Source organism: Longitalea luteola (genome assembly GCF_017356035.1).
Classification (GTDB): domain Bacteria; phylum Bacteroidota; class Bacteroidia; order Chitinophagales; family Chitinophagaceae; genus Niastella; species Niastella luteola.
This window is the reverse complement of record NZ_JAFIQX010000004.1, coordinates 444,710-470,512: the sequence shown is the minus strand read 5'-3', so window position 1 is coordinate 470,512 and position 25,803 is coordinate 444,710. Positions and strand designations below refer to the sequence as shown.

The window sequence follows — 25,803 nt, the reverse complement described above, 5'->3', positions numbered from 1 at the left end:
TGTAAATGTTTATTATGACAAACGTTCAGATCGAAAAATTCGTGCAACAGAATTACCTTGATAAAACGCCTGTGAAGGTTAGTTTTAGAGGAAGAAAGCCAATCGTTGGAATATTTATTTCAACACCTGACTATAGTGAATTAAAAGCAAAGAATTTCTGGCGGATAGTAGGTGAATTGAATATTGAAAGTTATCGCAAGTCGAGGGATATGAATCTGGCAAGAATGTTCAGCGGATCCGAGATCACCAAACTTTCTGCTCCCTAACACCCTTATTTTATGTTACGTTCAATTATTACCGGATCGGGAAGTTATATTCCACCGGTCATTAAAGCCAATGCCGACTTCATTACAAGAAATTTTCACGGTATAAACAACCAACCACTTGCTGTGCCGGCAGATGAGGTCATCAAAAAGTTCGAGTTAATTACCGGTATAGGGGAACGCCGTTATGCGCCTGATAACCTGAACACGTCGGACATAGCTGCCATCGCCGGTAAGCTGGCCATTGAAGACAGTGGCATTGATGCGGAAACTATTGACCAGATCATCGTTGCCCATAATTATGGCGATGTAGTGAAAGGGACCATTCAATCGGATGCGGTTCCTTCGATTGCCTCACGGGTTAAACATTTGTTGGGCATCCGTAACCCGGCCTGTGTGCCGTATGATATTCTGTTCGGTTGTCCCGGATGGGTACAGGGCATGATACAGGCCGATGTGTATTTCAGAGCGGGCAGCGCCAAAACCTGCCTGGTGATCGGGGCAGAAACATTGTCGAGGGTATTGGATGAATATGACCGGGACAGTATGATCTTTTCCGATGGTGCAGGGGCCTGCATACTCGAATACAGGGAAACCGGTGATCAGCCCGCAGGCATATTGGGTACCAGCACCAGGTCAGATTGCCTCAACGAAGTTTCATATATAAATTTTGGTGAATCATACCAGTCGGGGGCGAATGAAGATACACGGTACATTAAAATGAAAGGCCGGAAAGTATATGAGTATGCGGTACGCCATGTTCCGGAAGCAATGAAGGGATGTTTAGATAAAAGTGGCATACCTATAACCGACCTGAAAAAAATATTTATCCATCAGGCGAATGAAAAAATGGATGAAGCCATTGTAACGGCTTTTTATAACCTGTACGGTATTCAAAAGGCGCCGGAACACATCATGCCAATGAGTATTCACTGGCTGGGAAACAGTTCTGTAGCCACCATTCCAACATTGTATGACCTGGTGTGTAAGGGAATGGTAAAGGACCAGCAGCTTGAACCCGGAGATGTTATATTATTTGCATCTGTTGGTGCAGGTATGAATATCAATGCCGTTTGTTACCGAATGCATGGTAATTAAATTAACAATTACATTAACCAGCCCTTTAAAGAATTAGTTGGCAGTATGCATTTAATGGGCTATCTTTATTAACGACAATTGAGTTTTACAGCATAAAGTACTTTAAACGATATTTTGCTTTTTTTTCTCCTGTAAGCTTTCGCTTTTTCTACTTTTTGTGAGTGCTGCTCAGTTCATTTATCACATTTTAATTTTAGAGTAATGAATTTGTACGTTTCTAATTTAGGTTTTCACGTTAGTGACGAGGACCTGAGAAATTTATTTTCGGCTTATGGTAACGTTACCTCAGCCAAAGTAATCACAGACAGAGAAACAGGCAGATCCCGTGGGTTTGGATTTGTAGAAATGTCTGCAGAAGATGAAGGGAAAAAAGCCATACAGGGGCTTGAAGGAAAAGAAGTTGAAGGCAGGAATATTTCTGTTTCGGTGGCAAGACCGAAAACTGACCGCGGCAATTCGTTTGGCGGCGGCAACCGCGGTGGCGGTGGTTTCAAATCAAGATGGTAATCAATAGCTCGTTGTTGAAATAATTCAATCGAAATAGCTCATTGAAGTAACCCTGACGATACCGTCAGGGTTTTTTTGCTTTCACCTCGGTGTCATTTTGTACAGTTAATATCGAAACTATGAGTGGTTTTGGCTAAACTTGCAAATGGCACAAACCATCGAAATAATTGGATCAATTGGGATCAGTCTGCGGCCCCTACTGGCTTCAGATGCCGAAGCGCTGGCGGTTATTGCCAACGATCCATCGATCAGCAGCTTCGTACGAGACAGTTTTCCCTCTCCGTATACACTCGCCCATGCAAAAGGATTTATTCAATTCGCCAAAGAAGATGCCCATTTATATTGTTGGGGTATCTTTGAATCTGGCACACTGGCCGGTGTTATCAGCCTTGTACAGCAGGAAGATATTTACCGGCATTCTGCCGAAATAGGTTACTGGCTGGGAAGCCGTTTCCGGGGCCGGGGAATAACCACAGAAGCGATCGGCCTGGCATGCCGGTATGGATTCGATCAACTGAACATCGTCAGGATATTCGCACATGTGTTCGAGAACAACCATGCTTCCCAAAAAGCCTTATTGAAAAATGGATTTGTAATAGAAGGAATACGCAGAAAAGGGTCTATCAAGAACAATGTATTACTCGACGATTACCTGATGGCCAAATTAAAATAAGCATGGCAGGAAAAATTGGAAAAATAATAGCCCAACGCACAGGGAACAGCGATTTGATCAGTATACTTTCTGAGCAATTATCAGGCGCCGATCTCAATTCCCTGTTGCTGGAAGTGTTTGCGCGCAGGGCGCAGCAGCTCACTGCACCTGAACTGTTGAAACAATATGATAACAACCGCTTTGTTCAACCGGCTGAAACGGATTACCTGCACCTGCTTGAAAGGTCTTTGCAAACGCTGCAATGCCTGAAGCGCCATGATTTTAAACCTTTGCAGGTATCGCCGCTCAGTCAGCTGGGTACCTGTTCGGTAGTAGCCACCGTTGACCAGGACAAAGTGGTTTCGGCTTTACGCAGCTGCGAAGTGCTGTCAGATGCTACGAATGCCCTGGCGTTACACATCAGCAGCCAGAAGAAGAAACAAAAAAATGCGGTCGGAGAGGCGCATATAAAATACAGCACCGTGCAACGGCATGTGCGTTCGCAGCCATTCGCAATAAAAGGCTTCTCGCCCCATTTTACGATCGGCTGTATGGTTTCATCCGGTTCAGATACCGGTAGCTACACATTTGAAAAGAAGGCGTTAGCCGACCATTTCACGGCATTGCAGGATGTACTTACCACGGTTTTTAATACGGGCACGGTAAAATTCCGGTTGCAGCAAAGAGCGGGTTACCCCGAAGTTTTCTTACCAGCTGTTATGGAATATCTTAATGACCGGTTGCCGGGCGTAGCAATTACCCGCGACGAAACGCCCGGTTCAAATAATTATTATAAAGGGCTTCAGTTCAAAGCAGACATTAGTGTGCAGGGACGGCAATTTGAGATCGCTGATGGCGGACTGGTTGACTGGACCCAACAACTGCTCAACAATAAAAAAGAACGGTTCTTCATTTCAGGGTTTGGCCTTGAATTGCTTAATAAACTGGAAGAAGGATTGCTGTAGCTCCGGGCAGGCGTTTTTTAAATTCTGGCTGCCAAAGTGATTTATATGAATGCTGGGAATCGCCTGCTGTATTGGCGCCTGCTCAAAAGACAAAGACGAAATGTAGCATGGAAGGCCTGGTCATTGACAGTAACACCACGGCCATCGAAATGGAAACAGGTATTTTTTCAATAATTAATCAATGACAAAAGGGTCTCCGCAACTCGCGGAGACCCTTTTGTCATTATTCCCACTTCTCTTACTGAATGATGAGCTTACCACTGGTTAACCTGCGTTTTCCGTTCTGTATGTTGTAATAGAACATACCGCTCAAATTAACCGGCAACGTTATACGTTGATTGCCCGTTGTCAGGATGCGGCTGAACACAAGTCTACCGGTAGCATCATTCACCCGCAATATCCCGTCGTTTTCGCTGCATACTACCTGTATGCTTTCACCTTGCTTTATAACATTCGGATACAGGGCAGTTTGTACTTTTCCGGTCTCCAGGAGAATAGTGTTTGAATAGTATACCGAATCCTTATCGGTTACCTTTATGCGATAGTAGTTCTTACCATTATCAGGCATTTCGTGTTTAAAATCGAAATTAAAGCTGCAGGCATCCCAGCCTTTTGGTTTGCCAATGCTGCTGAAACTAATTCCATTATGGCTTTGTTCAACATCGAATATGGCCCATTTGCGTAAACATCTGAAGAACCAGCTCAAAACATTGGATCTGCCCAATGAATGACCGTTGAAGTTTTCAACCATCAATGGTGTGCCCTTCCGGTTGGTTTGTACGATAAAACCGCCAAAACCGCTGGCCTCAAAGGTGATCTCCCAGCGGTTGGCTGCTGCATTCCATACAATGTTGCTGTCTGCCGGATCTATAAGCGTAGCATCGCCGCTGTAACTACAGGGCAGGCCGGTACCATTGCTGCTGCTGCCTTCGTACCAGGCGATACGTACATTGGCTATACCAGCCGCATCTCTTGGGTTGGCCGGCAGGTTCAGAAAGCTCAGGTAATCGGCATTGAAGGCGGTGAATTCAGCCTGGGTAAAGAACAGGGTTACCTGGGCTGTAGCCGATGTTGCATTCGTGGCAGGCAGTAACTGGTAATGCCTGGCCACAAAAGGTATTCCGCAATCATGGGGAACCCTGGATTCTATCCATACGTTGGCGGTAACCGTACCACTTACCGGCGTGGCGCCGGCCGGTGATACCTGGGCTATGAGGCGGCAGCTGCTGTCGACGAACAGATGGCTGGCAGCAATGTCCCTGATCGCTTTTGTATTCCTGGTAACCAGGTTGCCTGTCATCAGCGGATGGCTGTATACCACCGAGCGGATCTTGTAATCAAATCCCGGATTTACCCAGGTGATCCCATTCGCGGAAATGAGTGTCCGGTTATCAAGACTGGTGCTTTCCCGGCGCAGGCTCCAGTTGGCTGCGCTGGCCGAATCGCGATAGACCACTACATAATAATCGGCGCCGTTCGTAACGGAGATGTTCAAGCCGCTGAGATCGACATAATTCCATGAATAAGCGCTTACAGTGGTATCGGGCAGTGGCAATGTGGCCAGTAACGCACCCGGGACGCCGGCGCTATCAGCCCGTACTTCCAACACCAGGGCCGTTTTGGTAATAGAGGTATGATAATACGCGCCACCAAGGCGGCCGCTTATATCGGGCGTAAAGCGTACGGCTACCCGCTGGCTGCCGAGCGTTACCCCGCCATCTTCAGAAGCCAGGTTGGGGGCATCGTATTGATAGGTCTTGCGGTTCACCGGTGAACAATTGAAGGCTGCGCCAACGGCCCGGTAAATATCCAGACGGCCATGTCCCCAGGTCGTATTAGGAGTGGGGCCTGCTGCTTCAGTTAAAGAATCTTTGGTGGTATTGGAAAAAAGAAGGTTTCTAAGCTGGGAAACGTTTGCTGTTGGATTGGCCTGTAACAGCAATGCTACCGCACCGGTAACCACCGGTGCCGACATACTGGTTCCCTGGTTCTTCCGGTACAGTCCGGGATAGATAATATCTGTTACCGCCGCTGAACTACTGGTGGAGAATGCCGAGATCACGTGTTGACCAATAGCAGCGATCTCGGGTTTCAATACGCCATCACGCCGTGGGCCGTGAGAGCTGAAAGTGGCAATGGCATCCATTTGGGCAGTAGTGCCGTAATAGGCGCCATTGGCGGCATAGGAATACCAGGAAGGCCGGCCTACATAGGCTGCCGCAGTGATGGCCGAAGTGGCATTGCCCGGTGAACTCACGAGGAAGTCGCTGTTGCCGTTCACCAGCGTCAATGCAAAGAAGGCGGGGTTCCTGTAATACATCCAGCCGTGCAATGACAACGTATTGCTGGTATTATTCGAGAGCGAAAGGGTCCAGGTACCAACCGGATTGATGTTATTGGTACCATTCCTTTGAACATAGACGTCTACATAGCGGTCACCATTGCCTAATTCTATCTGATTGCTTACATATACATTGAAGCCATTGCCTATAACCTGGCCAACCACAGACTGACCTGCATTGGCTGTAACTGAACCGCCGGAGCCGGGTGCAGACAATGTAGCCGAAATATTGCTGCTATCGTTTACATATACGCGGTACTGAAAGAGATCCGGGGCGGTGACAGCCGGCACATTGAATGAAACCGTTCCGCTGCCGCCGCCTTCCAGCGTAAGCTGGTTATGGATATTACTGCCATTGTCGTTACCGGCTGAAATAACCACTGCCCGGCCAGGTGCGGAAGCCGTGAAATCATCTACTACAAGTTCATATTCGCGGGTGCCATCGTGGGGGCCGAACTGGCTTCCGATACTCATATTCAATACAACGGGTTTGCCAAGCGAAGTGGCCAGGTTCTTTAACCAGGCTATGCCATTGATGACATTGGTGTTGGGAAAAGAACCGTTGCCGCCTTTAATAACAACGATGTCGGCTTCCGGCGCCATACCGGTGTATTTTCGGGTAAGGGGCAGGGCGGCGCCATTACCGGCAGCTGTGCCGGCCACGTGGGTGCCATGTCCGTTAATGTCCTGTTCCCGAACATAGTTCGTAGGCGTTCCATCCAATTCATCATTGATCTGTTCCCGGGTATATTCAACGCCGTAACCCATGCCTGCGGGTGACACTTCTCCGGCAATGGGAGTGAGCGTTTGATCCCAGATGCGCAGGATGCGGCTTTTGGTGGTGTCGTCAGGGTCGCGAAAGTCGGGATGTTTCCAGTCGATACCCGAATCAAAAATGGCAACGATCACTCCTTTGCCTTTGTACACCGTGTTGTTCAGTTTTCCCTGGTGAAGGAGGGTGGCGCCGCTGCTGGCAACGGCAATGTCGTTATGCAATTCATCCATCACAGGAGCAGCTATGTAATTGACCCCGGGCAGCTGCGCCAGCTGGTTTATTTGTTCTGGCGTAACCCAGGCCGTTACAAAATGCGGATACACTGAATTCACCAGAATGCCACTGTTGCGGAGTGCGTTTGCATCGGACGTATATACGATGCAATCATAACGCTCACCAGCAGGCTGCCCCGTCGCCGACCGCACCTGCGTAGGCGTGGTTTTGAAAGCAGGGGAATAAGTGCCCGTCACCTGCCGCGCGCCCGGTTGATGGGCCAACACAAATTTGAATGCAGGATCGATCTTCTGTTCCGGCGAGCGACCCTGCGCATAGCCAGCCAGGTATAACAGCACTGAAAGAAAAGAAAGCAGGATTGATTTGTTTTGAAATAATGTTGTGACAGGAATATGCACAACAAGAGGATAACCCTTTTGGGTAGATTTTCTCATAGACAGGTATTTGATTGTGGTTAATGGAGACAAGCAATTTAACGAAAACTATTATACGCAGCTTCGGGGGATTTGGGTAAGTTGTTATTGCGGATGCATTTTTAAATATTCCGGGGCTTCGATAAACTTCACTTCGGGCATGGCTGCTGCAATGGTTAGCTGGGTTAGGGTAACCCGGGCCGTTACTGCCCGTGGGGAAACAGCCAGAATGGTAAAACCCTTCTTTTTAAGCGCTCCGGGTTGGGTGGTATGAATAATACAATCATACTTTTTTACTAAGGTGTCCCGGTTGCTGCACTGGTTTATGGAGTCAGCGCGTTTTTGTTCGGCGATCAGGCGCCTGAACGGCCAGTCGATCTTGTTATCAGGAATGGTTTGTTGCGCCGTAACCTGGACAGGTGTCAGTAAAACAAGATATAAAACTGTTATCATTGCCCTGGCAAACATGCAAAATCAGCTATCGTTTAAAACATAAGTTACGGGTATTGTTTTGCAGTAAAAAAACAGGGTGTTATAGTGAATTTAATGAATATGATGAAGGTTATTAATGAAACATTTACTTACAGCTTAATGGTAGACGGATGCCGAAAATAATTGCTATCTTTTGATAGTAATTAATCAAATCATGCAAACAAATATACTTTGGGCAGGACGTGAATACCACTCACTGGAAAACTGTTTGATCGATACGGGAGAAACAGGTTCCGAAATTACTGCTACCATCGTTGGAAGCTACCAGGGAAAGATCTACCAGGTAACTTACCACATTAAAACAAATGATCATTGGGAAACCCGGTTTGTTGCCATCACCAGCCGGCATAGCAACGAAACCCAAACGATACGGTTGGAAGGGGATGGAAAAGGCAACTGGACATTGGATGGTAAAGAGGCGGCACAATTCAATGGATGTATTGACATTGATATTTCATTAACACCCTTTACCAATACCCTGCCTATACGCAGATTGCGGTTGCACCAGCACCAGGAAGAGGACATCCAGGTGATCTATTGTGATCTGATGGAACGGCGGATCCTGCCTGTTCGCCAACGTTATCGCCGCCTGTCTGCGACCGAATATCGCTACCAAAATATTCCCAATGATTTTGAAGCCGATATTGTAGTAGATGAATCCGGCTTCGTGGTGGATTATCCAACCTTGTTTGTACGAAGCGCAGCCATAAAGACCGCTTACGGTACTTCAATTGACAAACAATTGTGAAATCCAGGAAGCTGATCGCCCGTCTCAGCGTTCGGGTATAATATTTGAGCTCACTCTTTTGTTTAACGCTATTTTAAGCATCCACCTGTATAGTTAAAACGATGAGAAGCGTTAACAACTGTGCGCCTGTGCTGTAGCATGATATTCCTACTTTCTAAAATCATTTATTATGGATAGCCATACTGCTCAGCACCAGCGGTTTCCCGCAGTGGCCCTGGTGGCCGTTTTATTTCTGCTGTGTATCATCTTTGGCCAGTCGTGGATCGCCAATCAATTTCCTGCCATCTCGGGGCTTGTTCAAATTAAACCAAGTCTTGTTTTCCTGGATATTCCCACACCATTACCCATCTACATCGATCTCATCCTGGCGCCGGCTTTGTTCCTGCTGGTTTATCCCGTAGTGTTATTATTCTTTCCTGGCCGGTGGGCCATTGGCCAGCGGTTAAAAGCCGCATTTACCGGATTATTTGCCTTGCTGGTCTGTATGCTTGCGGGTGGAGGGATCTATTACCTCGTGCAGGATCATTTGCCTGTGAACATCCGGAACGGTATCGATTCCATGGGCATCATTGCAGATATTCATCTGCCATACGCCGGCTTTGAACCGATCAATCTGCGGGGCAGTTTGATCTTGTTTGTTTGTTTTAATATTGGCACGTTCATCCTGGTAAGAAAACTACGCAAGGAACCGGCGCCGGGCCTCACCCGCGAGCAACGTATGACACCCTACAAGCGAATGTTGCGGGAGAAACGTATGCAGAAAACGCAACCGATAGCAGAAGGACGAAACATGCAGTCAGCAGGATTCAATTATACAGCACAGGACAATACCAATAAAAATTATAGACAGGAAGGCCTGGAAACGGAAGCTGTGCAGTCTGGATATCATAGCCAGTCACCTGTATGCTGGTGCCAACCGGTTATGACCATAAAGCCAGAGGCCGTTTATTATATGCCAAAGTGATATTGTGGCATTTATTTTAAAGAGTCATATTAAGGCAAGTGCCTGAAGAAAATATAAAGGGGCCTTTGCAGGCCCCTTGTACGTTGAAGACACCGTTTTACAAGGCTGTTTCAAAAATGCTTTCTGTAGAATATACTTTCAATACCGGTTCCCGGGCGAAATCTTTTCTTACTTTTTCAACCAACTCCCTGTACACACCACTGGTGTGGTAAGCATCCGCATCCTGCTGGCTTGCCCAGGTTGTCATGGAAATATAGTCGTCTGTTTTTTCAATAGGTTCCAGCAGCCGGCAATCGAGATTTCCTTTTTGTTTTCTTACTACCGGAACAACCTGTTCGTTGTAAAGCCTTTTAGCCTCTTGCAGATTTTGAGGCAGAAAACGTAGGAATGTTAATCGGACAATCATAAAACCTCCTGATTTTAAATTGAAAAAAGGGATGAAAGAAACGGGTTTAAGACTGTGCGGATATTTAATGAGGAGGATAAGTAGGCAGGAATTATCATAGAGAAGATACAACTAAATATGGGAATAAGCAATTAAAAATATTGAACGAGGCCCCGGTCTTAACGACTAGATCTCCGTTTTACAATGATAAAATGCTTCTTCCGCCAACCGGATTTCTCGTAGCAACCGGTAATCAGCGCTCGCAGGCTGTTATTGTACTCTTTTAATTGTTTATATCAGAGAAAATAAATTACCGAACAATAAGTCCACTTATTTTGTGGACTAAATAAAACTATTTAATATTGTACAGAATTTAAAACTAAAGCTTGATTATGTAGCCAGTATACCTGCTGGTTATAAAGCTGCGCTCATGTCGTATATCAACCACATATTCATGCCTTGCATGCCAGCATTATCATTGACTGGCTCCAGTTGTTGTTATTGTTGTAGCTGAACATGCACGACCTTATCATAATTAACTTGTTTGGCCATAGATAACCTGAATAAGTAACCATACATAAATTATTAAAGCAGTATGACCAGGTTAACCATCTTTTTAAAGAAAGGACATAATACCTGTTTTGGCCGGGCAGGCCCTGATGGTTTGTTCGTTTGATAAAAGAAGCCGGAATTGTTGCGAGCAATTCCGGCGGAAACAAGGCGTTAAGGGCAGATAGTGATTGCGAGTCCCGTCTGCCCCGCCTTATTGTTAATTACCAAAACAAATATAATGACAAAAGCTCTTAGTGTATGGCTTTCGCTTGCACTGCTTGGCCCATTTATTACGTTTTCCCAGGAAGATGCTGAAAAAAGAGATTCATTAAAGGGGGCAAAAACGAATAACATCATTCTTTTCGGCCGCATCATCGATGACAAGACAAAAGCGCCATTACCGGGCGCTACCATTCATATCAAGGGCACTACGCATGAGGTGTCGGCCGACGATAAAGGCAATTTCAAATTTGTAACCGGCCAAAAAATACCCTCCGTGTTTCTGGTTACCTATGTCGGGTACCAGCCGCGGGAGATCACTATTAACCAGGCTGAGAATATTGTTATCACCCTGCATGAAAATAATTCACAGTTGAACGATGTGGTAGTGGTAGGGTATGGCACACAATCCCGGAAGAACCTGATCAGCTCCATCACCAAGGTGAACGCCGCAGAAGTAAAAGAAATTCCGGTAGCAGGTGTAGATGCGCAATTGCAGGGCAAAGCTTCCGGCGTTCAGATCAATTCAAATACCGGTGTGCCGGGCGATGGTGTTTTTATCAGGGTTCGTGGCGCTACCTCCATTAATGCCAGCAATGATCCGCTGTACGTGATAGATGGTGTTTTTGTTAATAATACCAGTCTGCAAACGGTAAGTACCGGTGGCCGGTCAACATCGCCTATTGCCGATATTAATCCCGCCGATATTGAGAGCATTGAAGTGTTGAAAGACGCCAATGCCACTGCCATTTATGGCGCTCGTGGCGCTAATGGCGTAGTGATCATTACTACGAGGCGCGGTAATTATAATGCGGCGCCGCGCGTAAATTTCAAAGCATCCACTGGCTGGGGCAAGGCGCCTGAATTATGGAAATTAACGTCAGGGCCCGAACATGCCGAAATAGTAAATGAGTTTTATGCCAACTCTTACCAGGACGCTGTTGCAGCTAATGATGCAGCCGGTATGGCCAAATACAGGCACCTGCCGTTCCGGGCGCTCACTGATAATCCCACAGCCACACCTGCGCCGCGCGGATTGCCGGAGGCGCAAGCAACCTATGACCGCTTACATAAATTATTTCGAACAGCCCGGTTGCAGGAATATGATCTTTCTTTACAGGGCGGCAGCAAAACAACGAAATACTATCTTGGCGCTGGTTATACCAGCCAGGAAGCGATCATCCGGCCAGTCGATTTTGATCGTGCCAGCTTTAAGCTGAACCTCGATCAGAAAGTGAACGAGAAAGTACAGGTTGGTGTAAGTAACAGTCTTTACCGCAGCTTCCGCAACCAGGCGAGGGCAGGTGACGGGCCACAAGGCGGATTGTTACAGTCGGCCCTGCATACGGCTACTTATTTACCCGAAGTGAATGCCGATGGTACGCCGGCGCGATGGGCCGGTTTTGATAACCTGGATGTGCTGATCAATAATTACGATGTAAATACCATTAGCCTGCGGTATATCGGTAACCTGTATGCAGATGCAGACATTCTCCCCGATCTGAAATTCCGCACCAGCTGGAGCCTCGACTATAATCATTACAATGAATCGGAATACTGGAACAACCTCACCCAGTTAGGCGCGTCACCTACCAATGGGTTGGCTACTTCCATTCAAACCCAGAACACGACCTGGATTAACGAGAATACGCTTCAATACCGCACCAATTTCTTTGGCGGACATGGTCTTGGCATCCTGGTAGGTAATTCTATTCAAAGCAATTCCTTACGTACAGATTCCCTGTCAGGTTCAGGGTTTCCCAATAATTCCTTTACGTCAATTGCGTCTGCAGCTACCCGTTCTTCTTCGCAGAAATTCACCAAAGGCAACCTGGTGTCTTTCTTTTCGCGGGTAGACTATAATTACAGCGGGAAATATTTCCTGGAATTTAGTATCCGGGCCGATGGTTCTTCGCGCTTTGGTAAGAACAATCAGTTCGGTTATTTCCCTTCCGTAGGCGCCGCCTGGCGTATCAGGGAAGAAAACTTTTTGAAAGAGGTTAACTGGCTGAGTGATCTGAAACTCAGGGCCAGCGTGGGTTTGACCGGCAACCAGAATGGCATCAACAATTTTGCAGCCCTGGGGCTTTGGTCGGGCGGTGCCGGATATCCTGATAATACCGGAGGTACTGATCAGCCAGGCACTGCACCGCAGCAGCTGGGAAATGCCGATCTGAAATGGGAAAAGACCCGTCAGGCCAATATCGGCGCCGATATCGGTTTCCTGAATGGCGCACTCACCGTAGAGGTGAATTTCTATTCCAAATACACCACCGATGCGTTGTTGCAGTTGCCTATTCAGGCCATTTCGGGCTTTAACAGTTATTCAACCAATATGGGAGAGATCAGCAACAAAGGGTACGAGGTGAGTGTATTCTCGCATAACATTCGACGAAAAGACTTTAGCTGGACTACCAGCTTCAATATTTCCGGCAACGTAAATAAGATTGAAAAGCTGCCTACACCTGTCAATTATTATAACCGCGACTGGGTGCGTTTGCAGGAAGGTCATTCACTGTATTCTTTCTGGTTGTATAAACAGCAATATGTTGATCCGCAAACCGGCGCTGCGGTTTTCGAAGATGTAACGAAAGACGGCGCCATCACCGTTGCCGACCGGCAGATCCTGGGTAGTGCCATTCCTGCATTCTTCGGCGGCATCACCAATAACCTGCGCTACCGCCAGTTTGACCTGGGTATTTCATTTACTTATCAATATGGCAATAAGATATTTAACCTGAACCGCTTTTTTGGGGAAGGCGGCGGTACCCGCGATGGCAATCGCGTGATACTCGCCAGCCAGCTGAGCAGGTGGCAAAAACCGGGTGATATTACTGATGTTCCGCGGGTAACAGCTTACGGAAATAATTACACGCTGGAGCAGAACAGCCGCTTCCTCGAAGACGGATCATTCATAAAGTTGAATGCATTGACCGTCGGGTATTCGATTCCGCAGCGCATCGTTTCGAAAGCGCATATTCAACATGTTCGCCTGTATTTCATTGGCAGCAATCTGTTATGGATCAAAAAATATACAGGCCCGGATCCGGAGTCGAATGTAACCGGCAGCCAGAATGTGCAGGGGCTCGATCTGGGTACGCCGCCGCAGCCGCGTGTAATACAGTTCGGTATTAATGTTACGTTGTAAACTTCAAAATTTATTAAGATGAATATTGTTAAATATATAGTGCTGGTACTGGCAGTTGTATCGCTTGTGTCGTGCAAAAAGTTCCTGGATGTAGAGCCGGTTGATTCGGTTACTGATGACCAGACCATTGTAGATAAGACATCAGCAGAAACGGCTACGCGCGGTTTGTACCGGGCGCTGGCTGGTGATGGCTATTATGGGCTTACTTTTCAGGCTATCGGTTATTTGTCGGGCGACAACGTGCAATGGACGGGTTCGCAATCAATCGTGCAACAGTTTATTACCCATAATGTGCGGGCGGATAATGCGTATATAGCGTCGGCCTGGGGAGCGATCTATGCCACCATCAACCGCGCCAATCACATCATTGCCAAAGTGCCTGAAGTAACAGATCCCCTGTTCACGCAAAATTTGAAGAACCAGCTTACCGGTGAGGCATATTTCGTCAGGGCGCTGGCCTACTTCGATCTGGCCCGCACCTGGGGCGGCGTTCAGCTGGCACTAACGCCCACTAATTCCGCATCTGATAAGAACGGCATTGAACGCAGTTCGCCGGCTGAGACCTATGCCCAGGTATTGAGCGACCTTACGACTGCCGAGCAGCTGTTACCCGAAACAACCAATCGCTACCGGGCCACCAGGAAAACAGTGTGGGCCTTGCGGGCACGGTTCCATCTGTATCAAAGCGAATGGGCGCTGGCAGAAACCTATGCTTCCAGGTTGCTGGGCGATGCTGCGAATTACCAGCTGGTGAAACCCTACAGCGCTTTTTTTGCAAATAATGTAGTGGCCACACCCGAATCTATATTCGAATTGTCTTATAGTGCTACCTATACCAGCGGGCATCGGAATCAATGGCAACCACCGGCCAATAACGGTACGCGGCAATGGGCGCCGAATGATACCTTCATAGCCCTGGTGAATGATGCGAGTATAGGAGGCAACCGCAATGCAATGGTGGCTAAAACATCGCAGGGACTTTGGTATGGTAACCTGTATTACCGTAGTCCGGCTACCGATCCTGCTTATATCCTTCGCATCGCAGAACAATACCTCATCAGGGCAGAAGCAAGAGCTCAGCAGAAAAAGCTTACCGAAGCGCTGAGCGATCTGAATGCAGTGCGCAGCCGGGCAGGTCTAACAGCGAGCACAGCTGCAACACAGGAGGAAATACTATTGGCGATAGAAAATGAAAGAAGAATAGAGTTCGCGTTGGAGCCGCACCGCTGGTTCGACCTGGTGCGCACAAAACGGGCTGATGATGTATTGGGTGTTACAGATACCAATAAATGGGTGCTGCCGTTCCCTGCTTCGGAAGTGTTGATCGATAAATCGCTGGAACAGAATTTCGGGTATTAATAAAATCAGTCACAATGAATGCACAACATACTACGGAATGGACACGCTGTGAAAAAATAGCTTTCCGGTTCTTCTTTATCTACTTTTTTATCCAGGCAGTTCCGCTTGACTGGCTCTATTATAAACAGGTATTTGCCATAGACTGGCTGCACCTGCGGTACAATGATATATTTATCCTGGCGCATTATATGCCACAGTTTATAAGCGGCCAGCCAGATTTTGTAAGCTGGGGCATTGTAGCCCTCATTGCCGCTGGTAGTACAATCGTATGGACTGTTGTTGACCGGCAAAAGGAATACAATAACCTGTATTACTGGATCCGGGCAATCGTTCGCTACCGGCTGGCCATTGCTGTTATTGCTTACGGCTTTATCAAGGTCTTCCCTTTGCAATCGCCCTATCCATCCATCAGCAATCTGAATACCGCTTACGGCGACTTTACCCGTTGGAAATTGTTCTCGATCAGTTTGGGAATAGTGCCCGGTTACGAAAGTTTTTTAGGTTTTGTAGAGGTTATTGCCGGTTTATTATTGTTATATCGGAAAACGGCATCTGTAGGCGCCGTAGTTATATTGCTGTTCACCGGTAATGTATTTATGTCGAACATAGCTTACGAAGGAGGAGAGGTAGTCTACAGCCTGTATTTAATAGTGTTCGCGCTCTTTGTGTTGTGCTGGGACCTGCAGCGGATCACCCGCCTGCTGGTATTGCAAAAGCCTGCATCACCTGACCGCATCAGGCCAGTGTTTACAAAAAAATGGCAGGTATACGGCAAAAGGTTGTTGCAGCTGGCTGTTATTTTCTTTTTTGTGTTGTTGTATAGTTTTAAGACGGCTACAGGTTATAAATACGATCCTTATCAGTTGCCCGTTACAAAAGGTTTGTCCAACGCAGCCGGCATTTATAATGTAACATCCTTTCGCATCAACGACAAGGCCATTGCTTATTCAAAGTATGATCCATGGCGCTGGCAGGATGTGGTTTTTGAAGAATGGAACACCATCAGTATCCGGTTGAACCGGCCGGTAAAGATCGACTCGAATAATATTGAACAGATGAATTTGGAAGATAAAGACAAAACGTATGAACTGGAAGGATCGGCTGGCCGTCATTATTACAGTTACACCGTAGATAGCGTACATCAACTGCTGACACTGCAAAACAAAAATAAGTATTATAAAAATGAACAGTTGCTGCTTCATTATAACCGAACGAACGACAGCTCGATACAGGTTTATGGTGTGAATGAGAACCGCGATTCGGTATTTGCCACCCTGCAAAGGATCAATAAGAAATACCTGTTAAAAGAAGTGGAACGCCAGGGACGCAGCAAACCCCTGAAATTGTGATGGCATTGTTCCACTCATTATCAAAAATACAAACTATGTCAACCATACAAAACGAATACATAGCCACTGAGCCGGTACCAAAACAGCCTAATGGCAAAGGATATTCAGTCACCGCATCAGGCATTACGGCTCCGGTGTATACCGCCTGGACGTTCTGGCAAAAACTTTTGTTCAGGATCGCATTTATATTTTTTATCTGCATCTCTATTCCAAATAGTGCAGAGTGGTATAAGATCGTATTTCATATCGACTGGACCAACCTGCATTACCGCGATCTGTATGATATAGCGCGTTTTGGTTCCGGGATCAATTTGTTCGGCAACAAACTTTTTGGAAGTACTTTGCTGGGTTATGCCAATTGGATCATTACCTTGATCGTTGCTATTGTTGGCGCACTGGCCTGGACCTGGATCGTTCGCCGCCGGAAAACAGAAAGAGCAGAATACAATCTTCTGTATTACTGGCTCCGGGTGGTGGTGCGGTACCGCGCCGGTATCGGCATCATTGGATTTGGTTTCACCAAATTGTTACCGGTGCAAATGCCTTACCCTTCACTGGGTTTATTGAATACCAATATCGGCGATCTCACTGCACAGAAATTATACTGGTTATCGATAGGCATAGTGCCCTGGTACCAGATCTTTGCCGGGGTGGTGGAAGTGCTGGCAGGTACGCTGATATTGTTCCGCCGTACAACGACCATCGGATCTATCTTGTTGTTCAGCGCCCTGGCTGATATTGTATATGTAAATTTTGCCTATGACGGCGGTGTGCATGTATACAGCAGTTATTTCGTGTTGCTGGCAGCTTTTCTGTTAGTGAATGATGTGCCGAAGCTGTACCAATTGTTAATACTGGAAAAATATACAGTGCCGGTAAATTTTTATCCGGTATTCAGCCGGAAATGGCAGCAGTATGCAAGGGTAGGCATGAAAGCACTTACGTTGGTCGTATTTCTTGGCGTGTTCTTTTATTTGCAGTTGATCAATTTTCTGTATGATCCATACAAGCAACCTTCTGTAGCCGGGCTGAAGCAGCTGCGCGGTAATTACGCCGTTTCAGAATTCCGCATTAACAACAAAATTATCCCTTACGATCCCATGGATACCATACGCTGGCAGGAAGCCACTTTTGAGAAATGGACCAGTCTCACCTTCCGTGTGAATAAACCTTTGCCGCTTGATCTGTCGAACGGCGGCGGTGATCCGCAACGCGATATCAACCGGACGTTTGAGATTGCCGGTGTTGGGGGCGGACAACGGGTCTTTCATTATTACGCCGATACCGTCAATAACGTACTATACCTGCAGGATAAATACAAAGAGGTACCCGACAGAAGGAACCGGGCCTCCGGCGTTGGCGGTGATGGCGGAACCGACAGAAACCTGAATACAGCCGGCAACAAAGCAGCCACAGCAAAAAGGGATTCCAAAGACACCGCAACTGATAACTTTATTCCGGCAGATGCCTGGAAGAACATTGGCAATGAAGTAACGAAGATCGATGCGCGGGCGGCATCTACCCGGCGCAACCGCGAATTTGCCGAAGCTCCCAAAAATGAAAAGCGAAACCGGATGATCCTCCATTACCAGACTTCAGACGGATCACACGTCGTACTGACCGGTATAAACGAAAATAAAGATTCCATTTATGTGGTGCTTGACCGCATCGATCGCCGGTATGCTTTAGCTGAAAGCAGTTTACAGGCAGGAAATTATTAATAGCATTATGAACAAGCTGTATATCGTATGCATGAGCGTTATTGTGTTATCATGCAACATTGAACAAACCGTACAACCGCAAACAACAGAAGGAATTAGTAGGGAAGCTGATACCACCGGATGGCCAGCCAGCTTTGGGCTCGGTCGTCCGGCATCAGCCGCAGCCATTGCGGCAATGGATATAGACGTACGGCCCGACGGCGTGGGGCTGCCCGCCGGCGAAGGAAATGCCATTATGGGAAAAGCAGTCTATATGGCTAAATGCGTTGCCTGTCATGGTACTGAAACTACACCGGGCGATGCTAAGTTATTGGGCCCTGTTTTGATCAGTAGCCATCCCGGTAAAAAAGCGAAGACCATCGGGAATTACTGGCCCTATGCTACAACGTTGTTCGATTATGTGCGCCGTGCGATGCCTTACAATGAACCCGGTACACTGACCAACGAAGAAGTGTACCAGGTAACGGCATTCCTGTTAGCGGCCAATAAGGTGATCGATGAGCAGCAGCTGGTGAATGCGCAAACATTGCCCAACATTAGAATGCCGGCGCAACAACGCTTTGTTCCCGATGACCGGAAAGGCGGGCCGGAAATAAGATAATATGATAATTTGATAATAGGATGATGTGATGATATGATGATCCCGACTGAAGCCGGGATAAGTCCATGATAAGGTAATACAATGCTGGAATTTTAAAAACAGATTAATGGCAGACAATACAAATAAAATAAGCCAGGAACAAACGGCATCCGGGGGTAGGCCAATAAGTAGACGAATATTACTGGGTGGTGCTGCTACAGCCGCAGTAGTGTTATTGCGATCATCGTATGGGCAGATAGTGCAAAAGGCCATAACCCAGGCTGAGATGAAAATAAGTGATCCTACAAAAGTACTGGGACCGCCACCTGGTGAACTGGGAACGCGGTCGAAGTTTGAAAAACCCATAAAGAAACCTTCAGATACTTCGTCGCGCACACCTTTGCAGGACCTGTATGGAACCATTACACCGGCTGATCTGCATTACGAGCGGCATCATGCCGGCGTGCCCTTGATCGATCCGCACAGCTATACGCTCACCATACATGGCATGGTAGAAAAGCCATTGGTGTTCACCCTGGCCGATCTGAAACGTTTTCCATCAGTGACCAGGGTCTTTTTCCTGGAATGTTCCGGTAACTACAGGGGGGGCAGGGAAACGCTTACACCGCAGGAGATCTGCGGCCTCACCAGTCAAAGCGAGTGGACAGGCGTAATGTTGTCGACCCTGTTCCGCGAAGTGGGTGTTAAATCGAAAGCCAGCTGGTTCCTCGCAGAAGGATCCGATGCGGCAGTAATGACGCGCAGTATACCAGTTAACAAAGGGTGGCAAGATGCCATGATCGCCTATGCACAGAATGGTGAAGCTATCCGGCCTGAGCAGGGTTATCCGGCCAGATTATTGCTGCCAGGTTGGGAAGGGAATACCAGTGTTAAATGGTTAAGACGGATAGAATTATCGGATCAGCCGTTTATGACGCGGGAAGAAACTTCGAAGTACACCGAATCGGTGAAGGGTGGCAAGATCAGGCAATTCAGTTTTGTGATGGATGCCCGGTCGATCATAACGTACCCGGCGTATCCGCAACAAATTCAAAAAGGCTGGATGGAGATCAGGGGCATCGCCTGGAGTGGCCGGGGGAAAATTTATAAGGTGGAAGTAAGCACCGATGGCGGCAGCACATGGAAGACAGCAGTCTTGCAGTCGCCGGTGCTTGACAAAGCCCATACGGCTTTCCGTTATTTGTGGCAATGGAAGGGTGGTGAAGCCGAGATCATGAGCCGTGCCATTGATGAAACCGGTTATATACAACCCTCAATGAAACAGCTAAAAGAAGCCCGTGGTGCAGACATGGGCGGGTATCACCTTAATCCAATCACGTCATGGATCATCCAACGTGACGGACGCGTTATCAATAAACCGCTTAGTTGATATAGTTATTGAGTTATTGAGTTATTCAGTTATTGAGTTATTCAGTTATTGAGTTATTCAGTTATTCAGTTATTGAGTTTATGAGTTATTGAGTTAATGGGTCTTGAGATTTGCAGGAGAGCTTAGCGTGAGGGAAATCTCAAAATCTCAAAATCTCGAAATCAGAAATCAGAAATCAGAAATTTTAGAGTATTGAACACATACGATGCAATAGTAGTAGGTTCAGGGCCCAATGGATTATCAGCGGCTGTCACGCTGCAGCAGGCAGGGGTAAAGGTGTTGCTGCTGGAAGGTAAGGAAACGATCGGGGGCGGATTGCGCACCGCTGAAATTACATTGCCCGGTTATCTGCACGATATTTGTTCGGCTATCCATCCCATGGCAGTCGCTTCTCCGTTTTTATCAACCTTGCCACTACAGGAACATGGATTGGAGTTTATCTATCCCGATATAGCTGCGGCGCATCCTTTTGATGATGGCAGTGCGGCTGTATTAAAACAATCGTTTACTGAAACTGCCCGGTTACTTGGCGAAGACGAACACAACTATACTAAGCTGATACAACCCTTGCTGCAGAGCTGGCCTCAGATCGCCGCTGATATACTGGGACCCTTACAGTTTCCCAGGCATCCATGGCTCCTGGCGCAATTCGGTTTGAAGGCATTGACCTCGGCCAGTTATCTTTCCGGTAAATTTCGCACGGACAAAGCAAAAGGCCTTTGGGGCGGCATGGCGGCGCATTCCATACAGCCATTGACGAATGCGGCCACATCGGCTATCAGCCTGGTTTTGATGGCTGCAGGTCATTTAAAAGGATGGCCATTGCCCAAAGGTGGTTCCATTTCCATTGCCAACGCAATGGCTTCTTATTTTCTCTCCATCGGTGGAAAAATTGAGACCGGCAATTATGTGCGCTCGCTCGATCAGTTGCCGGCATCAAAAGCAGTGTTGCTCGACGTTACACCCCGGCAGTTACTGCAAATAGCCGGTAACCGGTTCTCCTCATTTTATACCAGGCAGTTGCAACGGTACCGGTATGGGATGGGTGTTTTTAAAATTGATTGGGCGTTGCGAGAGCCAATTCCTTTTACGGCTCCGGAATGCCGGCAGGCTGGCACCGTGCACATTGGCAACAAAATAGATGAGATCATGGAAAGTGAACGGTTATCATCCGTTGGTATTCATCCGGAAAAACCATTTGTGCTGCTGGCGCAACCAAGCCTTTTCGATATTTCACGGGCGCCTGCCAATAAACATACCGCCTGGGCTTACTGTCATGTGCCCCATGGCTCAACGGTTGATATGACAACCGCCATTGAGAACCAGGTGGAGCGCTTTGCGCCAGGTTTTAAAGATTGTATTCTGGCCAGGCATACCATGAACACCGCACAAATGGAAACTTATAACCCTAATTATATTGGAGGAGATATAAATGGCGGCATCATCGATCTGAGACAGTTGTATACGCGTCCCGCCATGCGCTGGTCTCCATATACCACACCCGCAAAAGGGATCTACATCTGTTCTTCTTCCACACCGCCCGGCGGCGGCGTGCATGGTATGTGTGGTTTTCATGCTGCCCGCAAAGCACTGCAGGAAATTTTTTCAATTAAAATATAAATTAATAATCTAACGGGATTCCCCAAGCTAACAAACAAAATAACATGTCGTACCAGCACATGAACGCAGAAAATGCAACTGTTAACAAAAACGTCAGTCAATCCACTGCCACCAAACGGTCAGTATTCAGCAATTTTACGGAAGATGGCTGGGCCATATTGATAGGGAGTGTTGTTATTGTAGCCATCCTGGCATTAACCACTTTGGTGGCTGGTTTCAAATTCCCGCTGCCAACATATCAATGGGAAAATACCAGCGACCTGGCGACCAAAGTATTCTCCGGTAAAAATATCATATTGATCGTTCAAACCGGGTTGTTGTTCCTGGTGCTCTCCGGTGTGGCTATCCGGTTGTCGGGTGGCAGCATTAAAAATTATGCGGCCGGTTTCTCCCTGGTGTATTTGCTGGCCATCGCAGCGCTTATTATAGAAGGTAACAGTACCATCTCTTATTATGGACTGGAATATGTGGTCTTTGCGCTGGTATTGGGGTTGTTGATCGGTAATCTCACCCGCATTCCGGTTTGGCTCAAAGAAGCCGCCCGTTCCGAATTTTTTATTAAAACAGGCCTGGTGATCTATGGCGCCAGCATCTTGTTCAACGATATTATCAAAGCCGGTGCACCGGGTATTTTGCAGTCGGTGCTGGTGGTGCTTGCCGTTTGGTTCGTGGCCTTATGGATCTGCCGGAAATTAAAGGTGGATGATGAGTTTGGCGTAATACTGTCATCGGCAGTAGCCATCTGCGGCGTGTCGGCAGCCATTGTGGCCAGCGGCGCTATCAAAGGCGATAAAAAGAAACTGTCTTATGTGACCACGCTGGTATTACTGGTAGCCATTCCCATGCTGGTAATTCAACCCTGGTTGATCAAACTGTTGAACATACCCGAAATAGCAGGCGGCGCCTGGCTGGGTGGTACACTGGATACCACGGCTTCCGTTTCGGCAGCAGCGGAACTGGTGGGCCCTAAAGCCTCCAAAGTAGGGGTGATCGTAAAATTTTCGCAGAACGTATTGATCGGGATTGCCGCTTTTTTCATTGCCCTTTGGTGGACGTACAGAAAAGATCCCTCCAGACAAGGCTCCGAAAAACCAGGGCTGGGCGTAGTATGGGAACGGTTTCCCAAGTTCGTGCTTGGTTTCATTGCAGCTTCGCTGATCTTTTCGTTTTTGATACCTGCAGCCGTTACCAAAGAGGTGGCCGGTCCATTGAAAGGGCTGCGCACGGTATGGTTTGCGCTGGCATTTGTTTCCATTGGATTGGAAGCCCGTTTTACCGACCTGGTAAAAACGGAAGGCGGCCGGCCGGCGCTGGCATTTATAGTAGCGCAGGTGTTTAATATTCTCTGGACCCTGTTATGGGCTTACCTGTTGTTTGGCGGTGTGCTGTTTGCGGTTCCGGATATTGAGTAATGAAACAGTGGCATGGTTAATAAAGGCGTGGTACATTTAAAATGTGCCACGCCTCAAAAAGTACAAACCGTGCTTCCTATTTACTGTTCTCTTTTACTGTAGTTTTATTGTCCTTGTCGGTCTCTATTTCCACTTTTTTCAAAGCCACGGCATAATCATTGGGTTGAATGGAAGTGCCCTTTTGGGCGCTCCATGCTTTGGCAAATTCAGCACCCAGGTATAAGATTATGGCGGAATAATAAACCCAAAGAAGTAAGATCACAAGTGATCCGGCGGCGCCATAGGTAGTACCAATATTACTTTGTCCAATATAAAATGAAATGGCAAATTTACCGATCATAAATAAAATGCCCGAAGCAATGGCGCCTGGCATTACATCTTTCCATTTGGTTTTTGCATCAGGCAGCACTTTAAAGATGAGCATAAACAGGGAAGTGATAACAACAAAGGAAATAACCAGATTTAAAATATAGAAAACTATTAGGGTTACATCGGGGAAAAAAGCCTTTAATCGATTGTTCAACCCTTCAATGACACTGGTTATGGCCAGGGAAACAAGTAATAAAAAGCCCAGGCTTACGATCACGGAAAAAGATAAGAAGCGGTTCCTGATGATCGGCCATAAGCCTTTGTTGGGTTTTGCCTTAAACCCCCAGATCGTATTGATGGAATCCTGTATTTCCGCAAATACTGCCGTTGCACTAAACAGTAATGTTATAACCCCGATCACAGCGGCGATCCTGCCTTTGCCGCTCAATGATGCATTCTGGATAATTGTTTGCAACTGCAGCGCCGCATCCTTCCCAACAAATTGTTGCAACTGCCGGTAAATTTCGCCCTGTACAGCTTCCTGACCCAAAAAGAAACTACATAAAAAGATAATTACCACCAGTAAAGGTCCAAATGAAAATACAGTGGTGTAAGCCAGTGCAGCACTGAATTTTAGAATTTTGTCCTCCATGAAACTTTTGAAAGACTGTACAAGTACTTTCCATATGGTTTTTAACCGGTTCATCTGTTTCACTGTTTATGTTACAGCAGTTACAGGAAAACCGCTAAAAAATCCATACCATGGGGTCATTTCATCTCTACCACAGCCACTGAAAATGGCTGCAAGGTGATCATATTACCGGTGAAAGTAGTTAATGCAGGCGGGTTCTCACGGGTGTTCACATCTACCTGCCTTATGATACCGTTGTTTACTGTCGCCGGTAACAACACTGCGGCCGCTGTATTGTGTTTATTGATCAGGAGTATCTTTTGTCCCTGTTTTGTTTTAATGCCTTGCGCTGCTACATAACCGCCTTTTCCTTTGCAGGTGGTATTAACCAGTAGATCACCTGCACCGAAATTCTCTTTCAGCAATCGCAGCACCCAGTAACGGGCATTGGGGTTTCCATTTTCCCAGTTCATCATACTTACGTCGGGGAACTGGGTGGGATAACCTACCAGTTGTGATTCACCTGCCACATCGATACCAATTTTGGTTAACTCGAGAAATATATAAGCATACATGGCGCCGGCCAGGTTCCAGTAGTCTTCATGTATGGGGCCCGATTCCCGCGCCGAACGCAGGATCACGCCTATTTCATTGATGTGAGTAAATACCTGTGGCGCCAGCCTTTTTCTTATGTTTTCGATATACCGCACTTTATCGAGAAACGATTCTGCACTTTCAAAAAACGTGTATTGGTAAGCGTCAATAGTTTGCTGTGGGAAGGAAGGTCTTGAATAATGGTGATAGGAGATGCCTTCCAGCGGGATACCTGGTTTATGGTTTTTAGGATTGAGGAAGTATTCAAAATACGCAGGGTCGCGTACATGGGCAAGGGAAAGTCCGATAAATTTTGTTTGTGGTGAAATTTTCTTCAGTTCACCCACAATGGCATCGTACATTTTTGTGTACAATTGAACAGGTATATGATGTTCGAGGTCGGGTTCGTTAAGTACTTCCCAGTAAGCAATATTGTAATGGTGTCCTGATTTATGGTATACACCCAACTCATCCGTAAATCCACCTTTTGTATACCAGCTGAACAAACGGGAAAAGTAACCGGTCAACTCTTTCATCGTTGTATCGCGCAATTCCTTACCCTGGTTATAGTCCCAGCATAATCCATAGGGGTCATCTGGGTATTTCACCGGTTTGGCAGTTGCCCACATCCAGGCGGGTGTGGTGCTGAAGTTGATAACGGGTGAATGTCCTTTCGTTGCTTCCATGAAAGCGGCCATGGTGCTGTCGAGATAGGTAAAGTCCCAAAAGGTTTTATTGCTGGTAGGTGGTTGCAGTTCGGCTACCGCCATTTTAGGGTAAGGAAACCAGGGTACATAGCGAACATAGTCGGCGTCGAGTTCCTTCAATGCCTTGAACGTATTCTTATGAATGGGCGAACCTGGCCGCACCATCGGATTTTCTACCAGCTGCAGGGTAGGTGTTGTTTTTGATACGGTGATCGTATGGTTCCAGTTGATCGTAACCTTGTTGGTATCTGTTTGGGCAGATGATAGTTGCATCAGCGCCAGGGCGCCGGCAACGATGAACAGTCGTTTCATGTTAGCGGGTATATGTTTACGTATAGATTATAAATACGTAAAAAACGCCTGCGACCACTAATA

At 47.0% G+C, this 25,803-nt stretch carries 20 protein-coding genes; 15 read left to right on the top strand and 5 right to left on the bottom strand.

Features of this window, described 5'->3' with window-relative positions:
- Positions 1-14 precede the first annotated feature (14 nt).
- The 5 genes from JUB15_RS13290 (at position 15) to JUB15_RS13270 (ending at position 3,485) form a co-directional block, all read left to right on the top strand.
- Entirely contained in the window at positions 15-266 is a 252-nt protein-coding gene (locus JUB15_RS13290; protein ID WP_207512981.1) for a short-chain dehydrogenase, read from the top strand.
- Positions 267-278: 12 nt separating this feature from the next.
- A complete protein-coding gene (locus JUB15_RS13285) occupies positions 279-1,361 on the top strand; it encodes a 3-oxoacyl-ACP synthase III family protein (protein WP_207512980.1) in 1,083 nt (360 codons plus the stop codon).
- Positions 1,362-1,562: 201 nt separating this feature from the next.
- Complete coding sequence (rbp, locus tag JUB15_RS13280) at positions 1,563-1,868, top strand: RNA-binding regulator (RefSeq protein WP_207512979.1); 306 nt, start codon at positions 1,563-1,565, stop codon at positions 1,866-1,868.
- 145 nt (positions 1,869-2,013) lie between these two features.
- Positions 2,014-2,541, top strand: a complete 528-nt coding sequence (locus JUB15_RS13275) for a GNAT family N-acetyltransferase (RefSeq protein ID WP_207512978.1) — start codon at positions 2,014-2,016, stop codon at positions 2,539-2,541.
- Between the two features lie 2 nt (positions 2,542-2,543).
- Positions 2,544-3,485, top strand: coding sequence for a hypothetical protein (locus tag JUB15_RS13270; RefSeq protein ID WP_207512977.1), 942 nt, complete (start codon positions 2,544-2,546; stop codon positions 3,483-3,485).
- A gap of 238 nt (positions 3,486-3,723) precedes the next feature.
- On the opposite strand, the gene JUB15_RS13265 is transcribed toward JUB15_RS13270, so the two are convergent.
- Both JUB15_RS13265 and JUB15_RS13260 read right to left on the bottom strand, forming a co-directional pair.
- Positions 3,724-7,269, bottom strand: a complete 3,546-nt coding sequence (locus JUB15_RS13265; protein WP_207512976.1) for a S8 family peptidase — start codon at positions 7,267-7,269, stop codon at positions 3,724-3,726.
- An 84-nt stretch (positions 7,270-7,353) separates the two neighbouring features.
- Complete coding sequence (locus JUB15_RS13260; RefSeq protein ID WP_207512975.1) at positions 7,354-7,701, bottom strand: hypothetical protein; 348 nt, start codon at positions 7,699-7,701, stop codon at positions 7,354-7,356.
- A 193-nt stretch (positions 7,702-7,894) separates the two neighbouring features.
- On the opposite strand from JUB15_RS13260, the gene JUB15_RS13255 reads away from it, so the two are divergent.
- Positions 7,895-8,488: a putative glycolipid-binding domain-containing protein gene (locus tag JUB15_RS13255; protein WP_207512974.1), complete on the top strand. Its 594-nt coding sequence runs from the start codon at positions 7,895-7,897 to the stop codon at positions 8,486-8,488.
- Between the two features lie 169 nt (positions 8,489-8,657).
- The gene (locus JUB15_RS13250) at positions 8,658-9,452 is read left to right on the top strand and encodes a hypothetical protein (protein WP_207512973.1); all 795 of its coding nucleotides are present in this window, start codon (positions 8,658-8,660) and stop codon (positions 9,450-9,452) included.
- A gap of 97 nt (positions 9,453-9,549) precedes the next feature.
- Here JUB15_RS13250 and JUB15_RS13245 read toward each other — a convergent pair whose 3' ends face one another.
- Complete coding sequence (locus JUB15_RS13245) at positions 9,550-9,858, bottom strand: antibiotic biosynthesis monooxygenase family protein (RefSeq protein ID WP_207512972.1); 309 nt, start codon at positions 9,856-9,858, stop codon at positions 9,550-9,552.
- A 769-nt stretch (positions 9,859-10,627) separates the two neighbouring features.
- Between JUB15_RS13245 and JUB15_RS13240 the strand changes: the two genes are divergently transcribed.
- The 8 genes from JUB15_RS13240 to JUB15_RS13205 all read left to right on the top strand — a co-directional run bounded on the left by JUB15_RS13240 (position 10,628) and on the right by JUB15_RS13205 (position 23,187).
- Positions 10,628-13,756 (top strand): SusC/RagA family TonB-linked outer membrane protein, encoded by a 3,129-nt coding sequence (locus tag JUB15_RS13240; RefSeq protein WP_207512971.1) that lies wholly within the window; start codon positions 10,628-10,630, stop codon positions 13,754-13,756.
- An 18-nt stretch (positions 13,757-13,774) separates the two neighbouring features.
- A complete protein-coding gene (locus JUB15_RS13235; protein ID WP_207512970.1) occupies positions 13,775-15,115 on the top strand; it encodes a RagB/SusD family nutrient uptake outer membrane protein in 1,341 nt (446 codons plus the stop codon).
- Positions 15,116-15,129: 14 nt separating this feature from the next.
- The gene (locus JUB15_RS13230; RefSeq protein ID WP_207512969.1) at positions 15,130-16,464 is read left to right on the top strand and encodes a DoxX family protein; all 1,335 of its coding nucleotides are present in this window, start codon (positions 15,130-15,132) and stop codon (positions 16,462-16,464) included.
- Positions 16,465-16,499: 35 nt separating this feature from the next.
- A complete protein-coding gene (locus JUB15_RS13225) occupies positions 16,500-18,185 on the top strand; it encodes a hypothetical protein (protein WP_207512968.1) in 1,686 nt (561 codons plus the stop codon).
- 7 nt (positions 18,186-18,192) lie between these two features.
- Positions 18,193-18,786, top strand: a complete 594-nt coding sequence (locus JUB15_RS13220; protein WP_207512967.1) for a c-type cytochrome — start codon at positions 18,193-18,195, stop codon at positions 18,784-18,786.
- Between the two features lie 106 nt (positions 18,787-18,892).
- A complete protein-coding gene (gene soxC / locus JUB15_RS13215) occupies positions 18,893-20,155 on the top strand; it encodes a sulfite dehydrogenase (protein WP_207512966.1) in 1,263 nt (420 codons plus the stop codon).
- A 192-nt stretch (positions 20,156-20,347) separates the two neighbouring features.
- Positions 20,348-21,775: a phytoene desaturase family protein gene (locus JUB15_RS13210; RefSeq protein ID WP_242696333.1), complete on the top strand. Its 1,428-nt coding sequence runs from the start codon at positions 20,348-20,350 to the stop codon at positions 21,773-21,775.
- A gap of 44 nt (positions 21,776-21,819) precedes the next feature.
- On the top strand, positions 21,820-23,187 hold the full coding sequence (locus JUB15_RS13205) for a YeiH family protein (RefSeq protein WP_242696332.1): 1,368 nt from the start codon (positions 21,820-21,822) through the stop codon (positions 23,185-23,187).
- Between the two features lie 76 nt (positions 23,188-23,263).
- Here JUB15_RS13205 and JUB15_RS13200 read toward each other — a convergent pair whose 3' ends face one another.
- Together JUB15_RS13200 and JUB15_RS13195 are read right to left on the bottom strand one after the other, a co-directional pair.
- A complete protein-coding gene (locus JUB15_RS13200) occupies positions 23,264-24,202 on the bottom strand; it encodes a YihY/virulence factor BrkB family protein (RefSeq protein WP_207512965.1) in 939 nt (312 codons plus the stop codon).
- A 62-nt stretch (positions 24,203-24,264) separates the two neighbouring features.
- A complete protein-coding gene (locus JUB15_RS13195) occupies positions 24,265-25,740 on the bottom strand; it encodes a glycoside hydrolase family protein (RefSeq protein WP_207512964.1) in 1,476 nt (491 codons plus the stop codon).
- Between the last annotated feature and the right edge of the window lie 63 nt (positions 25,741-25,803).

Bases quoted from the DNA above. Each gene is read 5' to 3' on its own strand.
- JUB15_RS13290 (WP_207512981.1), top strand. From the start codon at position 15: ATGACAAACGTTCAGATCGAAAAATTCGTGCAACAGAATTACCTTGAT.
- JUB15_RS13285 (WP_207512980.1), top strand. From the start codon at position 279: ATGTTACGTTCAATTATTACCGGATCGGGAAGTTATATTCCACCGGTC.
- rbp (WP_207512979.1), top strand. From the start codon at position 1,563: ATGAATTTGTACGTTTCTAATTTAGGTTTTCACGTTAGTGACGAGGAC.
- JUB15_RS13275 (WP_207512978.1), top strand. From the start codon at position 2,014: ATGGCACAAACCATCGAAATAATTGGATCAATTGGGATCAGTCTGCGG.
- JUB15_RS13270 (WP_207512977.1), top strand. From the start codon at position 2,544: ATGGCAGGAAAAATTGGAAAAATAATAGCCCAACGCACAGGGAACAGC.
- JUB15_RS13265 (WP_207512976.1), bottom strand. From the start codon at position 7,269: ATGAGAAAATCTACCCAAAAGGGTTATCCTCTTGTTGTGCATATTCCT.
- JUB15_RS13260 (WP_207512975.1), bottom strand. From the start codon at position 7,701: ATGATAACAGTTTTATATCTTGTTTTACTGACACCTGTCCAGGTTACG.
- JUB15_RS13255 (WP_207512974.1), top strand. From the start codon at position 7,895: ATGCAAACAAATATACTTTGGGCAGGACGTGAATACCACTCACTGGAA.
- JUB15_RS13250 (WP_207512973.1), top strand. From the start codon at position 8,658: ATGGATAGCCATACTGCTCAGCACCAGCGGTTTCCCGCAGTGGCCCTG.
- JUB15_RS13245 (WP_207512972.1), bottom strand. From the start codon at position 9,858: ATGATTGTCCGATTAACATTCCTACGTTTTCTGCCTCAAAATCTGCAA.
- JUB15_RS13240 (WP_207512971.1), top strand. From the start codon at position 10,628: ATGACAAAAGCTCTTAGTGTATGGCTTTCGCTTGCACTGCTTGGCCCA.
- JUB15_RS13235 (WP_207512970.1), top strand. From the start codon at position 13,775: ATGAATATTGTTAAATATATAGTGCTGGTACTGGCAGTTGTATCGCTT.
- JUB15_RS13230 (WP_207512969.1), top strand. From the start codon at position 15,130: ATGAATGCACAACATACTACGGAATGGACACGCTGTGAAAAAATAGCT.
- JUB15_RS13225 (WP_207512968.1), top strand. From the start codon at position 16,500: ATGTCAACCATACAAAACGAATACATAGCCACTGAGCCGGTACCAAAA.
- JUB15_RS13220 (WP_207512967.1), top strand. From the start codon at position 18,193: ATGAACAAGCTGTATATCGTATGCATGAGCGTTATTGTGTTATCATGC.
- soxC (WP_207512966.1), top strand. From the start codon at position 18,893: ATGGCAGACAATACAAATAAAATAAGCCAGGAACAAACGGCATCCGGG.
- JUB15_RS13205 (WP_242696332.1), top strand. From the start codon at position 21,820: ATGTCGTACCAGCACATGAACGCAGAAAATGCAACTGTTAACAAAAAC.
- JUB15_RS13200 (WP_207512965.1), bottom strand. From the start codon at position 24,202: ATGAACCGGTTAAAAACCATATGGAAAGTACTTGTACAGTCTTTCAAA.
- JUB15_RS13195 (WP_207512964.1), bottom strand. From the start codon at position 25,740: ATGAAACGACTGTTCATCGTTGCCGGCGCCCTGGCGCTGATGCAACTA.